The sequence below is a fragment of the Bordetella genomosp. 9 genome (assembly GCF_002261425.1).
Lineage (GTDB): Bacteria > Pseudomonadota > Gammaproteobacteria > Burkholderiales > Burkholderiaceae_B > Bordetella_C.
The window spans coordinates 1,698,799-1,718,354 of the sequence record NZ_NEVJ01000003.1; the positions used below are offsets into that span (position 1 = coordinate 1,698,799).

At 63.4% G+C, this 19,556-nt stretch carries 18 protein-coding genes, 1 rRNA gene and 1 pseudogene; 12 read left to right on the forward strand and 8 right to left on the reverse strand.

The features are described 5' to 3' along the window. Nucleotides 1-313 precede the first annotated feature (313 nt). The 3 genes and pseudogenes from CAL26_RS18805 to CAL26_RS18815 all read left to right on the forward strand — a co-directional run bounded on the left by CAL26_RS18805 (nt 314) and on the right by CAL26_RS18815 (nt 4,571). Entirely contained in the window at nt 314-2,611 is a 2,298-nt protein-coding gene (locus tag CAL26_RS18805) for an NADP-dependent malic enzyme (RefSeq protein ID WP_094848306.1), read from the forward strand. A 60-nt stretch (nt 2,612-2,671) separates the two neighbouring features. After that, nucleotides 2,672-3,124 (forward strand): DUF2214 family protein, encoded by a 453-nt coding sequence (locus tag CAL26_RS18810; protein ID WP_094848307.1) that lies wholly within the window; start codon nt 2,672-2,674, stop codon nt 3,122-3,124. A gap of 86 nt (nt 3,125-3,210) precedes the next feature. Further along, a pseudogene (locus tag CAL26_RS18815) lies at nt 3,211-4,571 on the forward strand (IS3 family transposase). A 102-nt stretch (nt 4,572-4,673) separates the two neighbouring features. Here CAL26_RS18815 and CAL26_RS18820 read toward each other — a convergent pair. The 7 genes from CAL26_RS18820 to CAL26_RS18850 form a co-directional block, all read right to left on the reverse strand. After that, nucleotides 4,674-5,978 carry a citrate synthase gene (locus CAL26_RS18820; protein ID WP_094848308.1) on the reverse strand — a complete coding sequence of 435 codons (1,305 nt, stop codon included), beginning with the start codon at nt 5,976-5,978 and terminating at the stop codon, nt 4,674-4,676. 18 nt (nt 5,979-5,996) lie between these two features. Then, nucleotides 5,997-6,257, reverse strand: a complete 261-nt coding sequence (locus CAL26_RS18825) for an FAD assembly factor SdhE (RefSeq protein WP_094848309.1) — start codon at nt 6,255-6,257, stop codon at nt 5,997-5,999. 63 nt (nt 6,258-6,320) lie between these two features. Continuing rightward, nucleotides 6,321-7,037 (reverse strand): succinate dehydrogenase iron-sulfur subunit, encoded by a 717-nt coding sequence (locus CAL26_RS18830; protein ID WP_086066105.1) that lies wholly within the window; start codon nt 7,035-7,037, stop codon nt 6,321-6,323. 13 nt (nt 7,038-7,050) lie between these two features. Continuing rightward, nucleotides 7,051-8,829 carry a succinate dehydrogenase flavoprotein subunit gene (gene sdhA / locus CAL26_RS18835; protein WP_094848310.1) on the reverse strand — a complete coding sequence of 593 codons (1,779 nt, stop codon included), beginning with the start codon at nt 8,827-8,829 and terminating at the stop codon, nt 7,051-7,053. Nucleotides 8,830-8,832: 3 nt separating this feature from the next. After that, nucleotides 8,833-9,216: a succinate dehydrogenase, hydrophobic membrane anchor protein gene (gene sdhD, locus CAL26_RS18840; RefSeq protein ID WP_086066107.1), complete on the reverse strand. Its 384-nt coding sequence runs from the start codon at nt 9,214-9,216 to the stop codon at nt 8,833-8,835. 2 nt (nt 9,217-9,218) lie between these two features. Next, nucleotides 9,219-9,632 (reverse strand): succinate dehydrogenase, cytochrome b556 subunit, encoded by a 414-nt coding sequence (sdhC, locus tag CAL26_RS18845; protein WP_094848311.1) that lies wholly within the window; start codon nt 9,630-9,632, stop codon nt 9,219-9,221. Nucleotides 9,633-9,752: 120 nt separating this feature from the next. Further along, the gene (locus CAL26_RS18850; RefSeq protein WP_094848312.1) at nt 9,753-10,535 is read right to left on the reverse strand and encodes a GntR family transcriptional regulator; all 783 of its coding nucleotides are present in this window, start codon (nt 10,533-10,535) and stop codon (nt 9,753-9,755) included. 293 nt (nt 10,536-10,828) lie between these two features. Between CAL26_RS18850 and CAL26_RS18855 the strand changes: the two genes are divergently transcribed. The 9 genes from CAL26_RS18855 (at nt 10,829) to CAL26_RS18895 (ending at nt 19,253) form a co-directional block, all read left to right on the forward strand. After that, nucleotides 10,829-11,818 (forward strand): malate dehydrogenase, encoded by a 990-nt coding sequence (locus CAL26_RS18855; RefSeq protein WP_086067986.1) that lies wholly within the window; start codon nt 10,829-10,831, stop codon nt 11,816-11,818. Between the two features lie 99 nt (nt 11,819-11,917). Further along, nucleotides 11,918-13,084, forward strand: a complete 1,167-nt coding sequence (gene prpC, locus CAL26_RS18860) for a bifunctional 2-methylcitrate synthase/citrate synthase (RefSeq protein ID WP_094848313.1) — start codon at nt 11,918-11,920, stop codon at nt 13,082-13,084. A gap of 30 nt (nt 13,085-13,114) precedes the next feature. Next, the gene (locus tag CAL26_RS18865) at nt 13,115-14,566 is read left to right on the forward strand and encodes a bifunctional 2-methylcitrate dehydratase/aconitate hydratase (protein WP_094848314.1); all 1,452 of its coding nucleotides are present in this window, start codon (nt 13,115-13,117) and stop codon (nt 14,564-14,566) included. A gap of 2 nt (nt 14,567-14,568) precedes the next feature. Further along, nucleotides 14,569-14,961: a hypothetical protein gene (locus tag CAL26_RS18870; RefSeq protein ID WP_086066114.1), complete on the forward strand. Its 393-nt coding sequence runs from the start codon at nt 14,569-14,571 to the stop codon at nt 14,959-14,961. 49 nt (nt 14,962-15,010) lie between these two features. Beyond that, a complete protein-coding gene (locus CAL26_RS18875; protein WP_094848315.1) occupies nt 15,011-15,637 on the forward strand; it encodes a glutathione S-transferase family protein in 627 nt (208 codons plus the stop codon). Between the two features lie 20 nt (nt 15,638-15,657). Then, on the forward strand, nt 15,658-16,290 hold the full coding sequence (locus CAL26_RS18880) for a glutathione S-transferase family protein (protein WP_094848316.1): 633 nt from the start codon (nt 15,658-15,660) through the stop codon (nt 16,288-16,290). Between the two features lie 130 nt (nt 16,291-16,420). Next, nucleotides 16,421-17,809: an MFS transporter gene (locus tag CAL26_RS18885; protein ID WP_094848317.1), complete on the forward strand. Its 1,389-nt coding sequence runs from the start codon at nt 16,421-16,423 to the stop codon at nt 17,807-17,809. A 246-nt stretch (nt 17,810-18,055) separates the two neighbouring features. Next, the gene (locus tag CAL26_RS18890) at nt 18,056-18,763 is read left to right on the forward strand and encodes a class I SAM-dependent methyltransferase (RefSeq protein WP_179283391.1); all 708 of its coding nucleotides are present in this window, start codon (nt 18,056-18,058) and stop codon (nt 18,761-18,763) included. A gap of 82 nt (nt 18,764-18,845) precedes the next feature. Continuing rightward, nucleotides 18,846-19,253: a YchJ family protein gene (locus tag CAL26_RS18895; RefSeq protein WP_094848318.1), complete on the forward strand. Its 408-nt coding sequence runs from the start codon at nt 18,846-18,848 to the stop codon at nt 19,251-19,253. 100 nt (nt 19,254-19,353) lie between these two features. Here the strand turns inward: CAL26_RS18895 and rrf are convergent. Continuing rightward, nucleotides 19,354-19,466: ribosomal RNA gene (gene rrf / locus CAL26_RS18900) — 5S ribosomal RNA — on the reverse strand. Between the last annotated feature and the right edge of the window lie 90 nt (nt 19,467-19,556).

Here is a 19,556-nt window from a genome sequence, read left to right on the forward strand (position 1 = left end):
AACCTTCCGCGACACGGCTCAGCCGGTTGGCGGATAGCGGGGCAGAAGGCACGTACAAGCCTTGATAGCCGTATCGAAGCAGTATAGCGCTTTGTATGACCGCTCGTGTGGCGCGGTCCAACCAAAACAATGCGAGGAAGGCGGCCCCGGCATTTTGCGCGCTTTTCGTGGCGCTCCGACGACAATACCGTTCAGGGCCGGGTCAGGGCGGGCCGCCGCGCGCCGGGTTTACGCCGCGCTGCAACAAGCTTCCGGCTACGCTTTCTGATGAAATAACCCGTTTTTACCCATCTTCCTCGAAGGCTGCACCGCAATGGACGAAACCCTTACCAAACTGGCGCTGGACTATCACGCCTATCCCACGCCGGGCAAGATATCCGTCATGCCGACCAAGACGCTGGCGAACCAGGACGACCTGTCGCTGGCCTATTCACCGGGCGTGGCCGCGGCTTGCATGGCCATCCACGCCAATGGCGACGATGCGGCCTCCAAGTACACCTCGCGCGGCAACCTGGTGGGCGTGATCACCAATGGCACGGCGGTGCTGGGCCTGGGCAATATCGGCCCGCTGGCCGCCAAGCCCGTCATGGAGGGCAAGGGTTGCCTGTTCAAGAAATTCGCCGGAATCGACGTTTTCGACATCGAACTGGCGGAAACCGACCCGGACAAGCTGGTGGACATCATCGCCGCGCTGGAGCCCACGCTGGGCGGGGTCAATCTGGAAGACATCAAGGCGCCGGAATGCTTCTACATCGAAAAGAAGCTGCGCGAACGGATGAAAATCCCGGTTTTCCACGATGACCAGCACGGCACGGCCATTATTTCGTCGGCCGCCATCCTGAACGGCCTGAAGGTGGTCGGCAAGCGCATGGGCGAGGTCAAGCTGGTCTGCTCGGGCGCCGGCGCGGCCGCCATCGCCTGCCTGGACATGCTGGTGCAGCTGGGCATCCGCCCGGAAAACATCTTCGTGACCGACTCGCGCGGCGTCATCTGGGAAGGCCGCGAAGCCAATATGGAGCCCAATAAAAAGCGCTACGCGCGTCACACCGACGCCCGCACGCTGGCCGACGTCGTCAAGGGCGCCGATGTGTTCCTGGGCTGCTCCACCGCCGGCGTGCTGACCGCCGACATGGTCGTCACCATGGCCGACCAGCCGCTGATCCTGGCGCTGGCCAACCCGGATCCGGAAATCCGCCCCGAGATCGCCAAGGCGGCGCGTCCGGACTGCATCATCGCCACCGGCCGGTCGGACTATCCGAACCAGGTCAACAACGTCCTGTGCTTCCCGTTCATCTTCCGCGGCGCGATGGATGCCGGCGCCACCCGGATTACCGAAGAAATGAAGCTGGCGGCCGTCAAGGCCATCGCCGAACTGGCCGAAGCCGAGCAGAACGACGAAGTCGCGCGCGCCTATGCCGGCCAGGAGCTCAGCTTCGGGCCCGACTACATCATTCCCAAGCCCTTCGATCCGCGCCTGATCGTCAAGATCGCCCCCGCCGTGGCGCAGGCCGCGGCCGAATCCGGCGTCGCGCTGCGCCCGATCCAGGACATGGAAGCCTATCGCCAGAAGCTGATGGGCTTCGTCTATCACTCGGGCCAGCTGATGCGCCCGCTGTTCCACCAGGCCAAGAAGGCGCCCAAGCGCGTCATCTACGCCGACGGCGAAGACGAACGCGTGCTGCGCGCCGTGCAGACCGTGGTCGACGAGCAGTTGGCGCGTCCCATCCTGGTGGGCCGCCCTGCCGTCATCGAAATGCGGGTGCGCAAGTTCGGCCTGCGCCTGGTCGATGGCGACAACATCGAGATCGTCGATCCCGAGGACGACGCGCGCTTCAATGAAACCTGGAACGCGTACTACCAGATGCGCGGCCGCGAGGGCGTCACGCCGGCGATCGCCAAGGCCATGGTGCGCAAGCACAACACGCTGATCGGCGCCATGCTGCTGCAACGCGGCGACGCCGATGCGCTGCTGTGCGGGGTCGGCAGCCGCTACGACAACCAGCTGCGGTACGTCGACGAAGTAATCGGGCGCAAGGCCGGCACCCAGGCCTATGCGGCGCTGAACGTGCTGATGCTGCCGGACCAGACGCTGTTCATCGCCGACACGCACGTCAACGAGGATCCGACGGCGGAAGAAGTGGCCGACATCACCATCCAGGCGGCCGACGAAATGCTGCGGTTCGGCGTGGTGCCGAAAATCGCCCTGCTGTCGCATTCGAACTTCGGCAGCCGCAACACGGCGTCGTCCAGCAAGATGGCCAAGGCCCGCCGGCTGGTGTCGGAACGCGCGCCCAACCTGGAAGTCGACGGCGAAATGCATGCCGACGCGGCGCTGTCCGAATCCATCCGCATGACGTCCTACCCGGACAGCTCGCTGAAGGGTCCGGCGAACCTGCTCATCATGCCGAATCTGGATACCGGCAACATCACGTACAACATGCTGAAGATGACGGGCAGCCGGGGGATCGCCATGGGGCCCATCCTTCTGGGGGCGGCGCGTCCGGTCCACATCCTGACCAACAGCGCCACGGTGCGCCGCATCGTCAACATGACGGCGCTGGCGGTGGTCGATGCGCAACAGGAAGCGGCCGAGGCGGCCCGGCGCGGCTGAAACCAGTGGCGGCCGGCGCCGAGCCGGCCGCCACTTTGCCTGCCCAGTCAGGAGCACACCATGCTGACCGACGCCCTGCTCGCCTGGCTGCACTTCCTGGCGATCTTCACGCTGATCGTTCCCCTGGCGGCCCAGGCGGTGCTGCTGCGGCCCGACATGCCGGCGTCGACGGTGCGGCGGCTGACCAATCACGACCGCTTCTATCTGGCCTGCGCGCTGGCCGTCATCGCCACCGGCCTGCTGCGCCTGTTCTACGGCGCCAAGGGCGTCGCCTTCTACCTGCCCAATCCCTGGTTCCACGCCAAGATGGGACTGTTCGTCCTGATCGCGCTGCTGTCGCTGCGGCCTACCGTGGCCTTCCTGAAATGGCGCCGCCAGGCCCGCATGCTGCCCGGCTTCGTGCCCACCAATGGCGAAATCAGGCGCGTCCGCCGCTGGGTCATGATCCAGGCGCATCTCCTGGGCTTCCTGCCCCTGTTCGCCGTGCTGATGGCGCGCGGCATCGGCCGCTGACGCGCGAAGACCTCGAAAAGAAAAAGGCCGCGGACTGAACTGCACCCCAAAAGTTGGACATCGGTCCAACCTTTGGGGTGTTTTTCATGGCGAAGTACGATGAAGGATTCAAGCTGTCAGTAGTGCAAAGCTACGAACTGGGCCAACAAGGCTTCAAGGCCTTGGCTCAGCGATACGGCCTTGACCATGCGCAGATCAGGCGCTGGGTCAAGAGGTACGAGCGACATGGCCGTGAAGGCTTGAGCAAGAAGCGCAGCCAATACAGTGCGGCGTTCAAATTGTCGGTATTACAGCGGATGCGTCGGGAGGCGTTGTCGGCCAGCCAGGCGATCGCCATGTTCGATATTCGAGGCGGGGTAGGCGTCATCAGGAGTTGGGAACGCTAGTATGATGAAGGTGGACTACAAGCCCTCGAACCTAGGCCCCGCGGCCGTCCGAAGAAGATGAGCACACCCGAGCCTCGCGCTCCCGAGCCGTCGCAGACCGAAGATACGCGCACGCTGGAGCAGTTGCGCAAAGAGAACGAGTATCTGCGCGCGGAGGTGGCGTACCTAAAAAAATTGAAGGCCTTGCGTCAGGCCAAAGAGCAAGCCGCGCAGAAAAAGCGCGGGTAGTGCTTGAACTGAGGCAAGGCCATGATCTGGCGGTGTTGCTGAGGGTGGCGAGGCTATCGCGCAGCACGTTCTACTACCAAGTGAAGGCGCAGCAGGCTGGTGATCCCCAGGCCGAGCTGAAATCCCGTATCCGGGCGCTCTATGAGCGCCACAAAGGTTGTTACGGCTATCGGCGCATCACGGCGGCCTTGCGCCAGACCGGCGAGGCGATTAACCATAAGACGGTGCAGCGCCTGATGCAGGTGCTGGGGCTGAAGTCGTTGGTGCGCCCCAAGAAATACCGTTCTTACCGGGGTCAGCAAGCCAGTGTGCCAAATGTCCTGGCTCGCCAGTTCCAGGCTGAGCGACCGAACCAGAAATGGGTGACGGACGTGACCGAGTTCAACGTCCGGGGCGAGAAACTTTATCTCTCGCCGGTGATGGACCTCTACAACGGGGAAATCGTGTCCTACTCGATGCAGAAACGCCCGCACTTCTCGCTGGTGGCAACTATGCTCAAAAGAGCATGGACCAAACTGGTCGGCGAGGATGCCCCGGTCTTGCATTCCGATCAAGGCTGGCAGTACCAGATGGCCGCTTACCAGCGCCAACTCACCGAGCGAGGGGTGACTCAGAGCATGTCGCGCAAGGGTAACTGCCTGGACAACGCCGCAATGGAGAGCTTCTTCGGCACACTCAAATCCGAATTCTTCTATCTCAATCGCTTCGACAGCATCGAGCAACTACGCGACGGCATCCGCCGTTATATTCGTTACTACAATCACGACCGCATCAAGATCAAGCTAAAAGGCCTGAGCCCGGTACAGTACCGGGCTCAGGCCTTGACCGACTAGCTTCAACTGTCCAACTTCTTGGGGTCAGTTCAGACAGCGGCCTTTTGCATACCTGCGGACAACACGCGGGCCGGCGCCGGCATCGCGCCGGCGCCCCGCGCTTTACTTCGCGCGCTTGATGTCGCGCGAAGGCGAACCCGTGAACAGCTGGCGCGGACGGCCGATCTTGTAATCGGGATCCGTCAGCATTTCGTTCCACTGGGCGATCCAGCCCACCGTGCGGGCCAGGGCGAAGTTCGCCGTGAACAGCGCGGTCGGCACGCCGATGGCGCGCTGCACGATGCCGGAGTAGAAGTCCACGTTCGGGTACAACTTGCGATCCACGAAGTAGGAGTCTTCCAGCGCGATGCGCTCCAGCTCCATGGCCAGCTTGAACAGCGGATCGTTTTCCAGGTTCAGCGCCTGCAGCACTTCCTTGCAGGTCTGCTGCATCAGCTTGGCGCGCGGATCGTAGTTCTTGTAGACGCGGTGGCCGAAGCCCATCAGGCGCACGCCCGAGTTCTTGTCCTTGACCTTCTCCATGAACTCGCCGACCTTGGCCACGCCGCCATTGGCTTGCAGCTCTTCCAGCATCTGCAGGCAGGCTTCGTTGGCGCCGCCGTGGGCCGGACCCCACAGGCAAGCGACGCCGGCCGCGATGGCGGCGAAGGGATTGGTGCCCGAGGAACCGCACAGGCGCACGGTCGACGTCGACGCGTTCTGCTCGTGATCGGCGTGCAGGATGAAGATGCGGTCCAGCGCGCGCTCGACCACTTCGTTCACCTTGTAGTCCTCGCACGGCGTGGCGAACATCATGCGCAGGAAATTGCCGGTGTACGACAGATCGTTCTGCGGATAGATGTAGGGCTGGCCTTGCGAGTACTTGTACGCCATCGCGACCAGGGTCGGCATCTTGGCGATCAGGCGGATCGCCGAAATATGGCGATGCTGGGGATTCGTGATGTCCAGCGAGTCATGGTAGAACGCCGACAGCGCGCCCACCAGGCCGGTCAGGACCGCCATCGGGTGCGCGTCGCGGCGGAAGCCGCGCAGGAAGAAATGCAGCTGTTCGTTCACCATGGTGTGATGCGTCACCTGGGAATCGAAGTCCTTCTTCTGCTCCGGCGTGGGCAGCTCGCCGTTCAGGATCAGGTAGCAGACATCCAGGAAGTCGCAGTTCACCGCGAGCTGTTCGATCGGGTAGCCGCGATACAGCAGCTCGCCCTTGTCGCCGTCGATATAGGTGATGGCCGAGGAGCACGCCGCCGTCGACATGAAGCCGGGGTCGTAGGTGAACATTCCGGACTGGCCGTAGAGCTTGCGAATGTCGATGACATCCGGACCTACCGTACCCTGGTAGATCGGGAATTCAATCGGGGCGCTGCCGTCCGAAAACGTTAGGGTGGCCTTATTGTCTGACTGTTTCATCGTACATTCCTCTCAAAGTTACAGCTCGCGCATCTTGGCGATGATTCCGCGCAGCCTTGGCGTATCCAGTTCACCTTCTGGCTCACTACGCGCCAGCAGCATATCGAGCAGGTCGTTGTCGCCCAGTTCGAACAGCTGCGTAAGCGCTGCTACATCCGCGTCGGTCAGTTGCGACTCGTACGCGTCCAGGTACCTCGTAATGATGAGATCGTTCTCGAGCAGGCCGCGCCGCGCCCGCCAGCGCAGGCGCGCGCGCTCCAGTTCGGTAAGTCCGACCACGTTACTACCCCTTCCGCCGCGACGCGACGGCTTGGACGACGGAAGGCTCGCCGGCGCTCATCGCTAGACCGTCCGGCGAACCATCAGTTCCCGGATCTTGCCGATCGCCTTCGTCGGATTCAGGCCCTTGGGACAGACGTCCACGCAGTTCATGATCGTATGGCAGCGGAACAGCCGGTACGGGTCTTCCAGATTGTCCAGGCGCTCGCCGGTCGCCTCGTCGCGGCTGTCCGCGATGAAGCGATAGGCCTGCAGCAGGCCGGCCGGGCCGACGAACTTGTCCGGGTTCCACCAGAACGACGGGCAGGACGTCGAGCAGCACGCGCACAGGATGCACTCGTACAGGCCGTCCAGTTCTTCGCGCGCTTCCGGCGACTGCAGGCGTTCGCGTTCCGGCGGCGGCGTGTCGTTGATCAGGTAAGGCTTGATCGAGTGGTACTGGTTGAAGAAGTGCGTCATGTCCACGATCAGGTCGCGGATCACGGGCAGGCCGGGCAGCGGCTTCAGGACGATCGGTTCCTTGAGTTCACGCAGGTTGGTGATACAGGCAAGGCCGTTCTTTCCATTGATGTTCATCGCGTCCGAACCGCACACGCCTTCACGGCAGGAGCGGCGCAGCGCGAGGCTGTCGTCGACGTCGTTCTTGATGCGGACCAGCGCGTCCAGCAGCATCTTGTCCGTCGGCTGGAGTTCGACTTCCAGCTTCTGCATATAGGGCCGCTCATCCTTGTCCGGATCGTAGCGGTAGATCTCGAATTTCACGATACGCTTGGTGCTCATGCCGGCATCCTGCTTAGAAAGTACGCGCCTTGGGCGGGAAGGACTCGACCGTCAGGGGCTTCATTTGTACGGGCTTGTAGTCCAGGCGGCTGCCCTCGGAATACCAGAGGGTGTGCTTCAGCCAGTTTTCGTCGTCGCGGGTGGGGTGGTCGTTCAGCGCATGCGCGCCGCGGCTTTCGGTCCGGTTGGCGGCCGACTTGATGGTGGCGCGCGCCACTTCCGTCATGTTGGCCAGCTCCAGCGCCTCGACGCGCGCGGTGTTGAACACCTTGGACTTGTCCTTGAAGGCGATATGGTCCGCCTGCTTGGCCAGTTCCTCGATCTGCCCCACGCCTTCGTTCAGCAGCTGCAGGGTGCGGAACACGCCGCAATGGCGCTGCATGGACATGCGGATGGCGTTGCCCACGTCCTGGGTCTTTTCGCCCGAGGTGCGCGTTTCCAGCTTGTTGACGCGATCCAGCGAGTAATCCAGCGACGACTTCGACACCGTCTGGTGCGAGTGCTGGCGATCCAGGTGCTGGTCGACGATATGGTTGCCGGTCGCGCGGCCGAAGACGATCAGGTCCAGCAGCGAGTTGGTGCCCAGGCGGTTGGCGCCGTGCACCGACACCGCCGCGCATTCGCCGATGGCGTACAGGCCGTTGACGATCTTGCTTTCACCGTTTTCCCACGACACGACCTGGCCATGGTAGTTGGCCGGAATGCCGCCCATCTGATAGTGGATGGTCGGAACGACGGGGATCGGTTCCTTGATCGGGTCCACGTTGCCGAACTTGATGGCGATCTCGCGGATCGACGGCAGGCGCTTGTTGATGGTATCGGCGCCCAGGTGATCGAGCTTCAGCACCACATAGCTGCCGTCCGGACCGCAACCGCGGCCTTCCTTGATTTCCTGGTCCATCGAGCGCGACACGAAGTCGCGCGGCGCCAGGTCCTTCAGCGTGGGCGCGTAGCGCTCCATGAAGCGCTCGCCATCCTTGTTCAACAGGATGCCGCCTTCGCCACGCACGCCTTCCGTGATCAGCACGCCCGCGCCGGCCACGCCGGTCGGGTGGAATTGCCAGAATTCCATGTCCTGCAAGGCGATGCCGGCGCGCGCCGCCATGCCCAGGCCGTCGCCGGTGTTGATGAAGGCATTGGTGGACGCGGCCCAGATACGGCCGGCGCCGCCGGTGGCCAGCACCGTCGCCTTGCCTTCCAGGATGTAGATGTCGCCGGTTTCCATTTCCAGCGCGGTCACGCCCACCACGTCGCCGTTTTCATTGCGCAGCAGGTCCAGCGCCATCCATTCGACGAAGAACTGCGTGCGCGCGGCGACGTTGCGCTGGTACAGCGTGTGCAAAAGCGCGTGGCCGGTACGGTCGGCCGCGGCACAGGCGCGCTGCACCGGCTTTTCGCCGAAGTTGGCGGTATGGCCGCCGAAGGGACGCTGGTAGATGGTGCCGTCCGGGTTGCGGTCGAACGGCATGCCGAAGTGTTCCATCTCGTACACGGCGCTGGGGGCTTCCCGGCACATGAACTCGATGGCGTCCTGGTCACCCAGCCAGTCCGAACCCTTCACGGTGTCGTACATGTGCCAGTACCAGTTGTCCTCGCTCATATTGCCCAGCGACGCGCTGACCCCGCCTTGCGCGGCGACGGTATGCGAACGGGTCGGGAACACTTTGGACAGCACCGCCACCGACAGGCCCGCCTGGGCCAGTTGCAGGGAACAGCGCATGCCGGCACCGCCGGCGCCGACCACCACCACATCGAATTGGCGGCGCGGCAAGGAATTCATGACAGCGACCACGGCTTAGAGCCTCCAGATGATTTGCGCGAAGTAAGCGAGCGAGCCCACCAGCCACAGGATGGTCAGGACTTGCAGCAGCAGGCGCACGCCCACCGGCTTCACGTAGTCCATCCAGATATCCCGCACCCCGATCCAGGCATGCCAGATCAGCGACACGAAGGCCAGCGTGGCCAGCACCTGACCCAGCGGCAAGGCGAACACGTGGAAGGAAAACAGCGCCTTCCAGCTTTCGTAGGTAAAGCCCGGCATGACCAGGATGCCGACCAGCAGCACGATGGTGTACAGGGCCAGGATGACAGCGGTGATACGCTGCGCGATGAAATCCATGGTGCCGTAGTGCGCGCCTACGACCAGGCGCTTGGCGCCATAATTCTTGGTGACAGCCATTATTACCAGGCTCCGAACAGTTTGAGACCGAACACCACGGTCAGCGCCAGGCTGACCCCGAGGACGACGCCCGCGCTCTTCTGCGCCGGGCTCTTGTCGATGATCTTGTGCAAATCCAGCATCAGGTAGCGGATACCGGCACAGAAGTGATGCAGGTAGCCCCAGATCAGCGCCAGCAGGATCAGCTTGACGATCGGATGGCCGGTGATCGTGGCGATGTTCGCGAAACTTTCCGGCGAGGCCAGGCTGGCCGCGAGCAGCGGCAGCAGGACCAAGGGAAGACAGAGGAACAGCAGGGCGCCGCTGGCCCGATGCAGGATCGATACCTTGCCGGGCAAGGGCAGCCGATAGCTGAGGATCTGGGAGATGTTGATGTTGCGGAACTGCGGACGCGGCTTGGCAGCTGAGTCGGACATGACGGCCTCGGGGTTCGGAACTAGAAAATCGTAGCGGCGGGAGTGCCTGGCCCTTGCGGGAAAAACAGACTATTTTCGCCCATGTAACGGGTTGCTATCAAATCGAGTGAAAAAAGCTCATCAATTCAAACTATTACGGTAATGATATCGATCAGTCAGGTATAAGCCCCGCCGCACTTCCATCGGCCGGTCGCCGTAGGTGTACGAGGTACGGTCCACCTGCAACAGCGGCGTACCGGGGGCAACGTTCAATGCGGCGGCCGCCTCCGGCGTCGCGGCGACGGCGCGCAGTTTTTCATCCGCGCGGATCATGCTGACGCCGAATTCCGACTCCAGGAAACCGTACAGGGGCGCCTTGTTGGCGGTCAACAATTCAAGGGTAAGGCGGCGGAACGTGGATCCGGGCAGGTAGATGTCGTCGAGCACGGTGGGCACACCGCCGAAGCTCAACAGCCGCCGGATTGCCACGACCGTTTCGCCGGCACGCAATTCCAGCGCCCGGGCGACTTCCGCGGTCGCGCGTATGCGGCGGCATTCCTGCACATGGCTTTCCGCGACCTCGCCTTCCGCGACTTCGTCGCTGGCCAGCCGCAGGAAGCGGAACCGCACGCGGGCTTCGTGATGGGTGGCGACGAAAGTACCCTTGCCCTGGCGGCGCAGCAGCACGTGCTCGGCGGCCAGTTCATCCACCGCCTTGCGCACCGTTCCCTGGCTGACCTGGAAACGGGCCGCCAGGTCGATTTCGCTGGGAATGAGTTCGCCGGGCTTCCACTCGCCACGGTCCAGGCTCTGCACCAGCAGATCCTTGATCTGCCGGTACAACGGACTAAAGGCGGCACTGGCACCGCCCTGGCTGGGGGCGCCCTTGCTGCGCGGAGAGATTTCGGGCCTGGGGTCTGCCATGGAATCCGTTGTCGTACCGCTCGCCGATGACACGGTGCGCGCGGGGCGTGTACCCCTGGGCGGATCGCGGGCAAGCCCATTATTGTTGCACAACGGAACGACCGCTGTCCAACGTCTTATGTCTTATATAAGATATAAGAGGAAATTGACGTAAACGTCACATGCCCTTTAGCATACGCCTGTCGTGCGCGTTTCCACCCTTTCCCGTACGGGCATTTAAGGCGCCGCGGCTGGCTTAACGATTACACTGTCCGGCGAGATTTTTTCTCGACGACTCATTACGGAGAATGTTCATGTCCAAGCCCGCTTTGCGCGTCGCCGTGACCGGCGCCGCCGGTCAAATCGGCTACGCCCTGCTGTTTCGCATCGCCTCCGGCGAAATGCTCGGTAAAGACCAGCCCGTTATCCTGCAACTGCTTGAAATCCCGGACGAAAAGGCCCAGAAGGCGCTGAAGGGCGTCATGATGGAGCTGGACGACTGCGCCTTCCCGCTGCTGCAGGAAATGACCGCTCACAGCGATCCGCGCACGGCGTTCAAGGATGCCGACATCGCTCTGCTGGTCGGCGCGCGCCCGCGCGGCCCCGGCATGGAGCGCAAGGACCTGCTGACCGTCAACGCCCAGATCTTCACCGCCCAGGGCAAGGCCCTGAACGAAGTCGCCAAGCGCGACGTCAAGGTGCTGGTCGTCGGCAACCCGGCCAACACCAACGCCTACATCGCCATGAAGTCGGCGCCGGACCTGCCGGCCGCGAACTTCACCGCCATGCTGCGCCTGGACCACAACCGCGCCCTGTCGCAACTGGCCGCCAAGTCGGGCAAGGCCGTCGCCGACATCGAAAAGCTCATCGTCTGGGGCAACCACTCGCCCACGATGTATCCGGACATCCGCTTCGCCACGGTCGGCGGCCAGAGCCTGGCCAAGCTGATCAACGACGACGCCTGGAACCGTGACGTCTTCATCCCCACCGTCGGCAAGCGCGGCGCCGCCATCATCGATGCGCGCGGCCTGTCGTCGGCTGCCTCGGCCGCCAACGCCGCCATCGACCACGTGCGCGACTGGGTGCTGGGCAGCAATGGCAAGTGGGTCACCATGGGCATCCCGTCGGATGGCTCCTACGGCATCCCCGAAGGCATCATCTACGGCGTGCCGGTCACCACCGAAAACGGCAAGTACACGCGCATCACCGGCCTCGAAATCGACGCCTTCTCGCGTGAACGCATGGACCTGACGCTGAAGGAACTGCTCGAAGAGCGCGACGGCGTGAAGGATCTGCTGAAGTAAGCAGCAGGCATACGGCAAAAAAAGGGCCCGCCATGCACGGGCCTTTTTCATCCCTGGGCTCACAAGGCCCAGCCACACCATCCGAGGAAAGGAGCAGACATGAGCACGTCCGACCAGGAGCAGCAAAAACCGGGATTCAAGCCGAAGAAATCGGTCGCCCTGTCCGGCGTCGTCGCCGGCAACACGGCGTTGTGCACGGTGGGCCGCAGCGGCAACGACCTGCACTATCGCGGCTACGACATTCTGGACATCGCCGACACCAGCGAATTCGAGGAAATCGCCCACCTGCTGGTCCACGGCAAGCTGCCGAACAAGGCCGAACTGCAGGCGTACAAACGCAAGCTGCGCGCGTTGCGCGGCCTGCCGGCGCAGTTGCAGGTGGCGCTGGAAGCCCTGCCCGCGTCCAGCCACCCCATGGACGTCATGCGGACCGCCGTGTCGGTCCTGGGTTGCGTGCTGCCTGAAAAGGACGACCACAACCTGCCGGGCGCACGCGACATCGCCGATCGCCTGATGGCCAGCCTGGGATCCGCCCTGCTCTATTGGTATCACTACAGCCACAACGGCCGGGTCATCGACGTCGAGACCGACGACGACAGCATAGGCGGCCATTTCCTGCACCTGCTGCACGGCGAAAAGCCCGGCGACGACTGGGTCAAGGCCATGCACAGTTCGCTGATCCTGTACGCGGAACACGAGTTCAATGCCTCGACCTTCACCTGCCGTGTCGTGGCCGGCACGGGGTCGGACATGTATTCGGCCATCACCGCCGGCATCGGCGCCCTGCGCGGCCCCAAGCACGGCGGCGCCAACGAAGTCGCCTTCGAAGTGCAAAGCCGCTACGACACGCCGGACGACGCGGAAGCCGACATCCGCCGCCGCGTGGAAAACAAGGAAGTCATCATCGGCTTCGGACACCCGGTCTACACCGTATCCGACCCGCGCAACAAGGTGATCAAGGCCATCTCGCAGAAGCTGTCCAAGCAGACCGGCAGCATGCAGCTGTACAACATCGCCGAACGCATCGAAAGCGTGATGTGGGACGCCAAGAAGATGTTCGCCAACCTGGACTGGTATTCCGCCGTCAGCTACAACAAGATGGGCGTGCCCACCGCCATGTTCACGCCGTTGTTCGTCATCGCGCGCACCGCCGGCTGGTCGGCCCACATCATCGAACAGCGCGTCGACAACAAGATCATCCGGCCGACCGCCAACTACGTGGGGCCGGAAGACCGCAAGTTCGTCCCCCTCGAAAAGCGCAAGTAATCCGCCCGCACGCCTACGGAAGCATTCATCATGTCCTCGCACATCTCCAACGTCCGGCCGGATCCGGACCAGGTCCTGGTCGACATCGCCGACTACGTCCTCAACTACGAAATCAAGAGCGCGCTGGCCTACGAGACCGCGCGCAACTGCCTGATCGACACGCTGGGCTGCGGCCTGGAAGCCCTGGAATACCCGGCCTGCCGCAAGCTGATGGGCCCCATCGTGCCCGGCACGGTCGTCCCCAACGGCGCCAAAGTCCCCGGCACGCAATTCCAGCTGGACCCCGTGCAGGCTGCGTTCAACATCGGCGCCATGATCCGCTGGCTCGATTTCAACGACACCTGGCTGGCCGCCGAATGGGGCCACCCTTCGGACAACCTGGGCGGCATCCTGGCGACGGCCGACTGGCTGTCGCGCAATGCCGTGGCCGCCGGCAAGCCGCCGCTGACCATGCGCCAGGTGCTGACCGGCATGATCAAGGCGCATGAAATACAGGGCTGCATCGCGCTGGAAAACTCCTTCAACAAGGTCGGCCTGGACCACGTCGTGCTGGTCAAGGTCGCGTCCACCGCCGTGGTCGCCGAAATGCTCGGCTTGAGCCGCGACGAAATCATCAACGCCGTGTCGCTGGCCTGGGTCGATGGCCAGAGCCTGCGCGCCTATCGCCACGCGCCCAACGCGGGCAGCCGCAAGAGCTGGGCGGCCGGCGACGCCACCAGCCGCGCCGTGCGCCTGGCGCTGATCGCGCGCACCGGCGAAATGGGCTATCCGTCCGTGCTGACCGCCAAGACCTGGGGCTTCTACGACGTGTCCTTCAAGGGCCAGCCCTTCAAGTTCCAGCGTCCCTACGGCACCTACGTCATGGAAAACGTGCTGTTCAAGATCTCCTTTCCGGCCGAATTCCATTCGCAGACCGCGGTCGAATGCGCCATGCAGCTGCACCAGCAGATGGCCGCGCAGGGCAAGCGGGTGGAAGACATCAAGAAGATCACCATCCGCACGCACGAAGCCTGCATCCGCATCATCGACAAGAAGGGTCCGCTGAACAACCCGGCCGACCGCGACCACTGCATCCAGTACATGGTGGCCGTGCCGCTGATCTTCGGCCATCTGACGGCCGCCGACTACGAAGACGATTTCGCCCGCGACCCGCGCATCGACGCACTGCGCGACCGGATCGAATGCGTGGAAGACAGCGCCTTCACGCGCGACTATCACGACCCTGACAAGCGCTCGATCGCCAATGCCCTGACCGTCGAGTTCAAGGACGGCAGCCGCCTGGACGAAGTCGTCTGCGAATATCCGATCGGCCACAAGCGCCGCCGCCAGGAAGGCATCCCGCTGCTGGAAGCGAAGTTCCGCACCAACCTGGCGCGCCAGTTCCCGGTCCGGCAGCAGAACCGCATCCTGGAGGTCTCGCTGGACCAGCAGAAACTCGAAGCGATGCCGGTGCACGAATACGTGGATATGTACGTCATCTGACCATGAGCCAGTCTGTCTACGTCATCGCGCTGACGACCGCGTTCAACATCTTCGCGGCGTGCTTTTTCGTGGCGGTGGTTTCATTGATCGCGATCTGGTTCTTCAAGCTGGATCGCATCAACGACACCTTGCGCCACCCCCTGCTGCAACATCGGCCGTTCAGGCAGTTTCCGCGCGCCATCCAGGCCGGGATCTTCCTGGATTATTTCCTGCGGCTGTTGTTTCCGCATGCCCGCAAGGGCTTGTTCGGCCAGGCCAACCGCAATCTCGCGCACGTCGATCCGGCGCGTGTCCCCATGGACGTCAAATGGCCCATCATGGGCCTGTGGGCCGGTTGCTGGATCGGCCTGCTGGCGATGATCACGGTATGGACGCTGCTGTTGCTGCGTCATTGATCGGCCTGCATCACCACGCCTTATCCCTATTCGTCAACAGGACATCTCGATGATCAAGATCTGGGGCCGTGCGAACTCCGTGAACGTGCAGAAGGTATTGTGGTGCTGCGATGAGATATCGCTGCCCTACGATCGTGTCGACGCGGGCCTGCAGTTCGGCCGCAACGACCAGCCGGACTATCTGGCCATGAATCCCAACGGCAAGGTGCCGACGCTGGAAGATGGCGATTTCACCTTGTGGGAATCGAACTCCATCCTCCGCTACCTGGCCATGCAGTACGCGCCGCAAAGCGACATCTACCCGCGCGAGCCCAGGGTGCGCGCCTCGGTCGACCGGTGGCTGGATTGGGTGCTGTCGACGCTGCAGCCGGTGGAGCGCAATGTGTTCTGGGGCATGGTGCGCACGCCGCCGGAAAAGCGCGACATGGCCGCCATCCAGAAATCCGCCGACGAGGCCGGCAAGTTGTGGCTGATGGTGGATGATCACCTGCGGGGACGGCGCTTCCTGGAAGGCGAAGGCTTCACCCTCGCCGACATCGTGCTGGGCGCCTATTGCCGGCGCTTTATCGAACTGGACGGCATCCGCCGGCCCGCCACCCCAAATGTGCAGGCCTGGTACGACGGCCTGAAGACCCGCCCCGCATTCCAGCGCTATATCGCGCCGGCGCTCACCTGACTCCACCGCAGGACTTCGCAATGACCATAGAGCTGCACACCTGGAACACGCCCAACGGCCGCAAGATCAGCGTCGCGTTGGAAGAAATGGGCCTGCCCTATTCCGTCCATGCGGTCGACATCCGCAACGGCGACCAGCACAAGCCGGACTTCCTGCGCATCAGTCCCAATAACCGCATTCCGGCCATCGTCGATCCGCAAGGTCCGGACGGCAAGCCGATCAGCGTGTTCGAGTCCGGCGCCATCCTGCTGTACCTGGGCGAGAAGACCGGCAAATTCCTGCCCGCCAGGCTTGCCGACCGCGTGCCGGTACTGGAATGGCTGATGTGGCAGATGGGCGGCTTCGGCCCGATGCCGGGCCAGGCCCATCACTTCCTGGGGCTGCAGAACGAAGACGACAAACGCTACGGCGCCAAGCGATATGTGGACGAGACGCGCCGCTTGTACGGCGTGCTGGATCGCCGGCTGGCGCAGGTGGAGTTCGTCGCGGGCGATATTTCGGTGGCTGATTTCGCCATCGTCGGCTGGGCCTGGCGGCACGAGCGGCATCAGGTCGACCTGGCGGATTTCACGCACGTCAAGCGCTGGTACGCAGCCATGATGGCTCGCCCGGGCACGCGCCGCGGTTTCGAGGTCAAGCTGGACAATCTGTAAAAAATGTGCAGGCATGTTGGTGCATCCTTTGTGACCCTGGAACCTTATCTCATTGAGATTCCTCATCATTTTGATTTTGTCCGGGACATGTCCAAATGGTTGTCCACAGTAAATGTGGACAGTTAGAAGAATGCCCCGCGTTACACCCAAGGGTGTGGATAAGCCAGCCGGTTCGCCACATCCGCGCGTTCACTACCTGCCTCTGGTGACACTCGCCATGGGTTTCGTCATGGCCACGCTGGACGTGACGGTGGTCAACGTCGGGTTGTCGAACATCGCCAACCAATTGCAGGTGCCGCTGTCGGGGTTGGTGTGGGTCGTCGATGGCTACACCCTGACCTTCGCCGCCATGCTGCTGGTCGGCGGCGGCCTGGCCGACCGCTACGGCGCGAAGAACGTTTACCAGACCGGCCTGGCCATCTTCGTACTGGCTTCGCTGTTATGCGGTGCGGCGCCGAACGGCACGACGCTGGTGGTCGCGCGTTTCCTGCAAGGCATCGGCGCGGCGCTGTTCATGCCGAGTTCATTGAGCCTGCTCACGCGCGCCTACCCTGACGACAAGGTGCGCGGCCGGATGCTGGGACTCTGGTCCGCCATCGTGTCGATCGCGGGCGTGTCCGGCCCGTTGATCGGCGGCATCCTGATAGACCGCCTGGGATGGCGCAGCATCTTCCTGGTGAACCTGCCCATCGGGCTGGTCGGGCTGGCGATGGCGCACAAGGTCATCCCGATATCCGCGCGGCATTTCCGCGCACTGAACGCCACCAGCCACCTGTTCGGTGTGACCGCGCTGGCCGGTTTGAGTTTCACGCTGATCGAAGGACCGGTCCAGGGGTGGACGTCGCCGTCCATCATCGCGGCTGCCTGCGTCATGCTGTGCGCCGCCTGGGCCTTCGTCGCGCGGGAGCGCCGCAGCGCCACGCCGCTGCTGCCGCGTGATCTCTTCGCCACCGCACGCTTTCCCGCCGCCAACGTGCTGGGCTTTCTCATCAATTTCGGCGGCTACGGCCAGTTGTTCGTGTTGAGCCTGTTCCTGCAGGAGGCGCGTGGCGCCAGTCCTCTGGCCACCGGCAGCCAGCTCCTGCCGACCATGCTGCTGTTCACGCTGGGCAATCTGTCGGCGCCGCGCATCGTGGCGCGCTTCGGCCCGCGCGCAGCCTTGATCGCCAGCATGAGCCTGTGCGCCGTGGGCAGCGCGTTGACGGCCTGGATACTGCGTCCCGAAACGGACTACTGGCTCTTCGCGGTCATCGTCTCGATGATCAATCTGGGGGTGGGCGTGGCCGTGCCCGCCATGACGGCGGTGGTCATGCAGATCGCCGGCCAATCACATGCGAACATCGCCGCCGCCTGCCTGAACGCCAATCGGCAGATCGGCGTTCTGGTGGGCGTGGCCATCATGGGCACCATCCTGCACGCCTATGGCGATTGGCGCGTTTCGCTGCCGCTGGCGTTCGCCACCATGGGAATGCTTTACGCCGCCGCAACCGCGCTCGTATGGCGTTACCTGAAAACGTAAGCGGCGGCTAAGTGGCCGCGGACGTCCCCTCCCGGGATGTCCTCAAGCACGAGCACTTTGCTTGATTTCGCTGACAGATTGAGACGATGGCTACATAGGCCTTCCGCTACCCTGGCTGTCCCGAAGCTTCCCTTTCATTAAGCTGACTCCCTTCTGAATCAAGATGGGTGGCAGCATCCGGCCGCCCCCGCGCGCCGGCCGCGTCCGTCGACGCATGAAAGCGCATGGCAAGGAGTCACACCAGGAATGAATATGCGCCCCTATCGCCCCGTCGTCCTTTCTATCCTGAAAGAACGCGAAGTCCGCAGCGTGCTGGACGCGCCCTGCGGACACGGCTGGCTGGGTCGCGCCCTGCAACGCCAGGGCGGCCCGCAGCGCCCGGAGATCGATGGCGTCTGCCTGTATGAAGAGCCCGTGCCGAACAGCGGTTATCGCACGTTCACGGAGCATGACCTGAATAACCCGCTCGACTTGCCGGCGGATCATTACGACGCGGTCGTGTGCGGCGAGGCCCTGCACCTGCTGACGAATCCCGGCGTGGCCTTGGAGAGTTTTCGCGCGGGCCTGCGCAAGGATGGCACGCTCATCGTCACCACGCCGAATACCTGGCACATGAGCTCGCGGCTGCAGTATCTGTTTCGCGGCTTCCATTCCGGCTTTCGCGCCGCCGTCGGCAAGAAGCCCGGCCAATACATTACCTACATCCCCTGGTCCTTCAATCAGCTGCACGTGTTCCTTTCGCACTATGGATTCGTCGACATCACGCTGCACGAGGTCGACGAACCCAAGCCCCGGCATTTCGCGGAACGCCTGGTGGCCATCCCTGCCGTGCTGTATGGACGAGGCAAGCAACGCCGTGCCGACAGCGAAGAGGAAAGCCAGTATTGGCGGCAGCTGGCATCGCCGCAGTCGCTCTATGGACGCTGGCTGGTGGTGTCGGCCCGGTTGCCCTGAGGCGAGGTCTGCGCGTCGGGGTTTGCCTGCTCGCAGTTGCAAGACGGGGTTTGCGCGCGGCTAAACTGCGTGCTCACCATCGATGGAGCAGCACGTGGCCAACCCTGTAAAGACCTGTCCCTGCGGCACCGGCAAGGCTTATGCGGCCTGCTGCGGTCAGTGGCATCGCGGTCCGCGGCACCTGCAGGCCCCCACGGCGGAAGCGCTGATGCGCTCCCGGTATAGCGCCTATGTATTGGACCTGGTCGATTATGTACGCGACACCTGGCACCCAGACACGCGGCCGGAACACGTCGACCCGAATCCGGCCGGCCTGAAATGGCTGGGCCTGGATGTGCGACGCCACGTCGTCCAGGACGAACGCCACGCGCTGGTCGAATTCGTCGCGCGTAGCCGTATGCAAGGCAAGGGCCAACGCATGCACGAAGTCAGCCGCTTCGTCCGCGAAAACGGCGTCTGGCTATACGTGGACGGCGACGTCGAGGGCTGATCGGGATACTCGCCGGGGCCGGGACGCTAGTCGGGACACCAATCGGGAGCATAAAAAGCAAAACCCCGCTGCAGCGTGCAGCGGGGTTTTGGGGATAAGAGCCTGACGATGACCTACTTTCACAGACGTCCGTCCACTATCATCGGCGCGAAGGCGTTTCACTGTCCTGTTCGGGATGGGAAGGAGTGGGACCACCTTGCTATGGTCGTCAGGCGTAAAGGGTTGCGCGGCGCGTGCGCTCGTGTGGGAGCGTTCGCGTCACGCCAATCTGGGAGAAGCACGCCTGGCGCGCTGTTGGCGCGG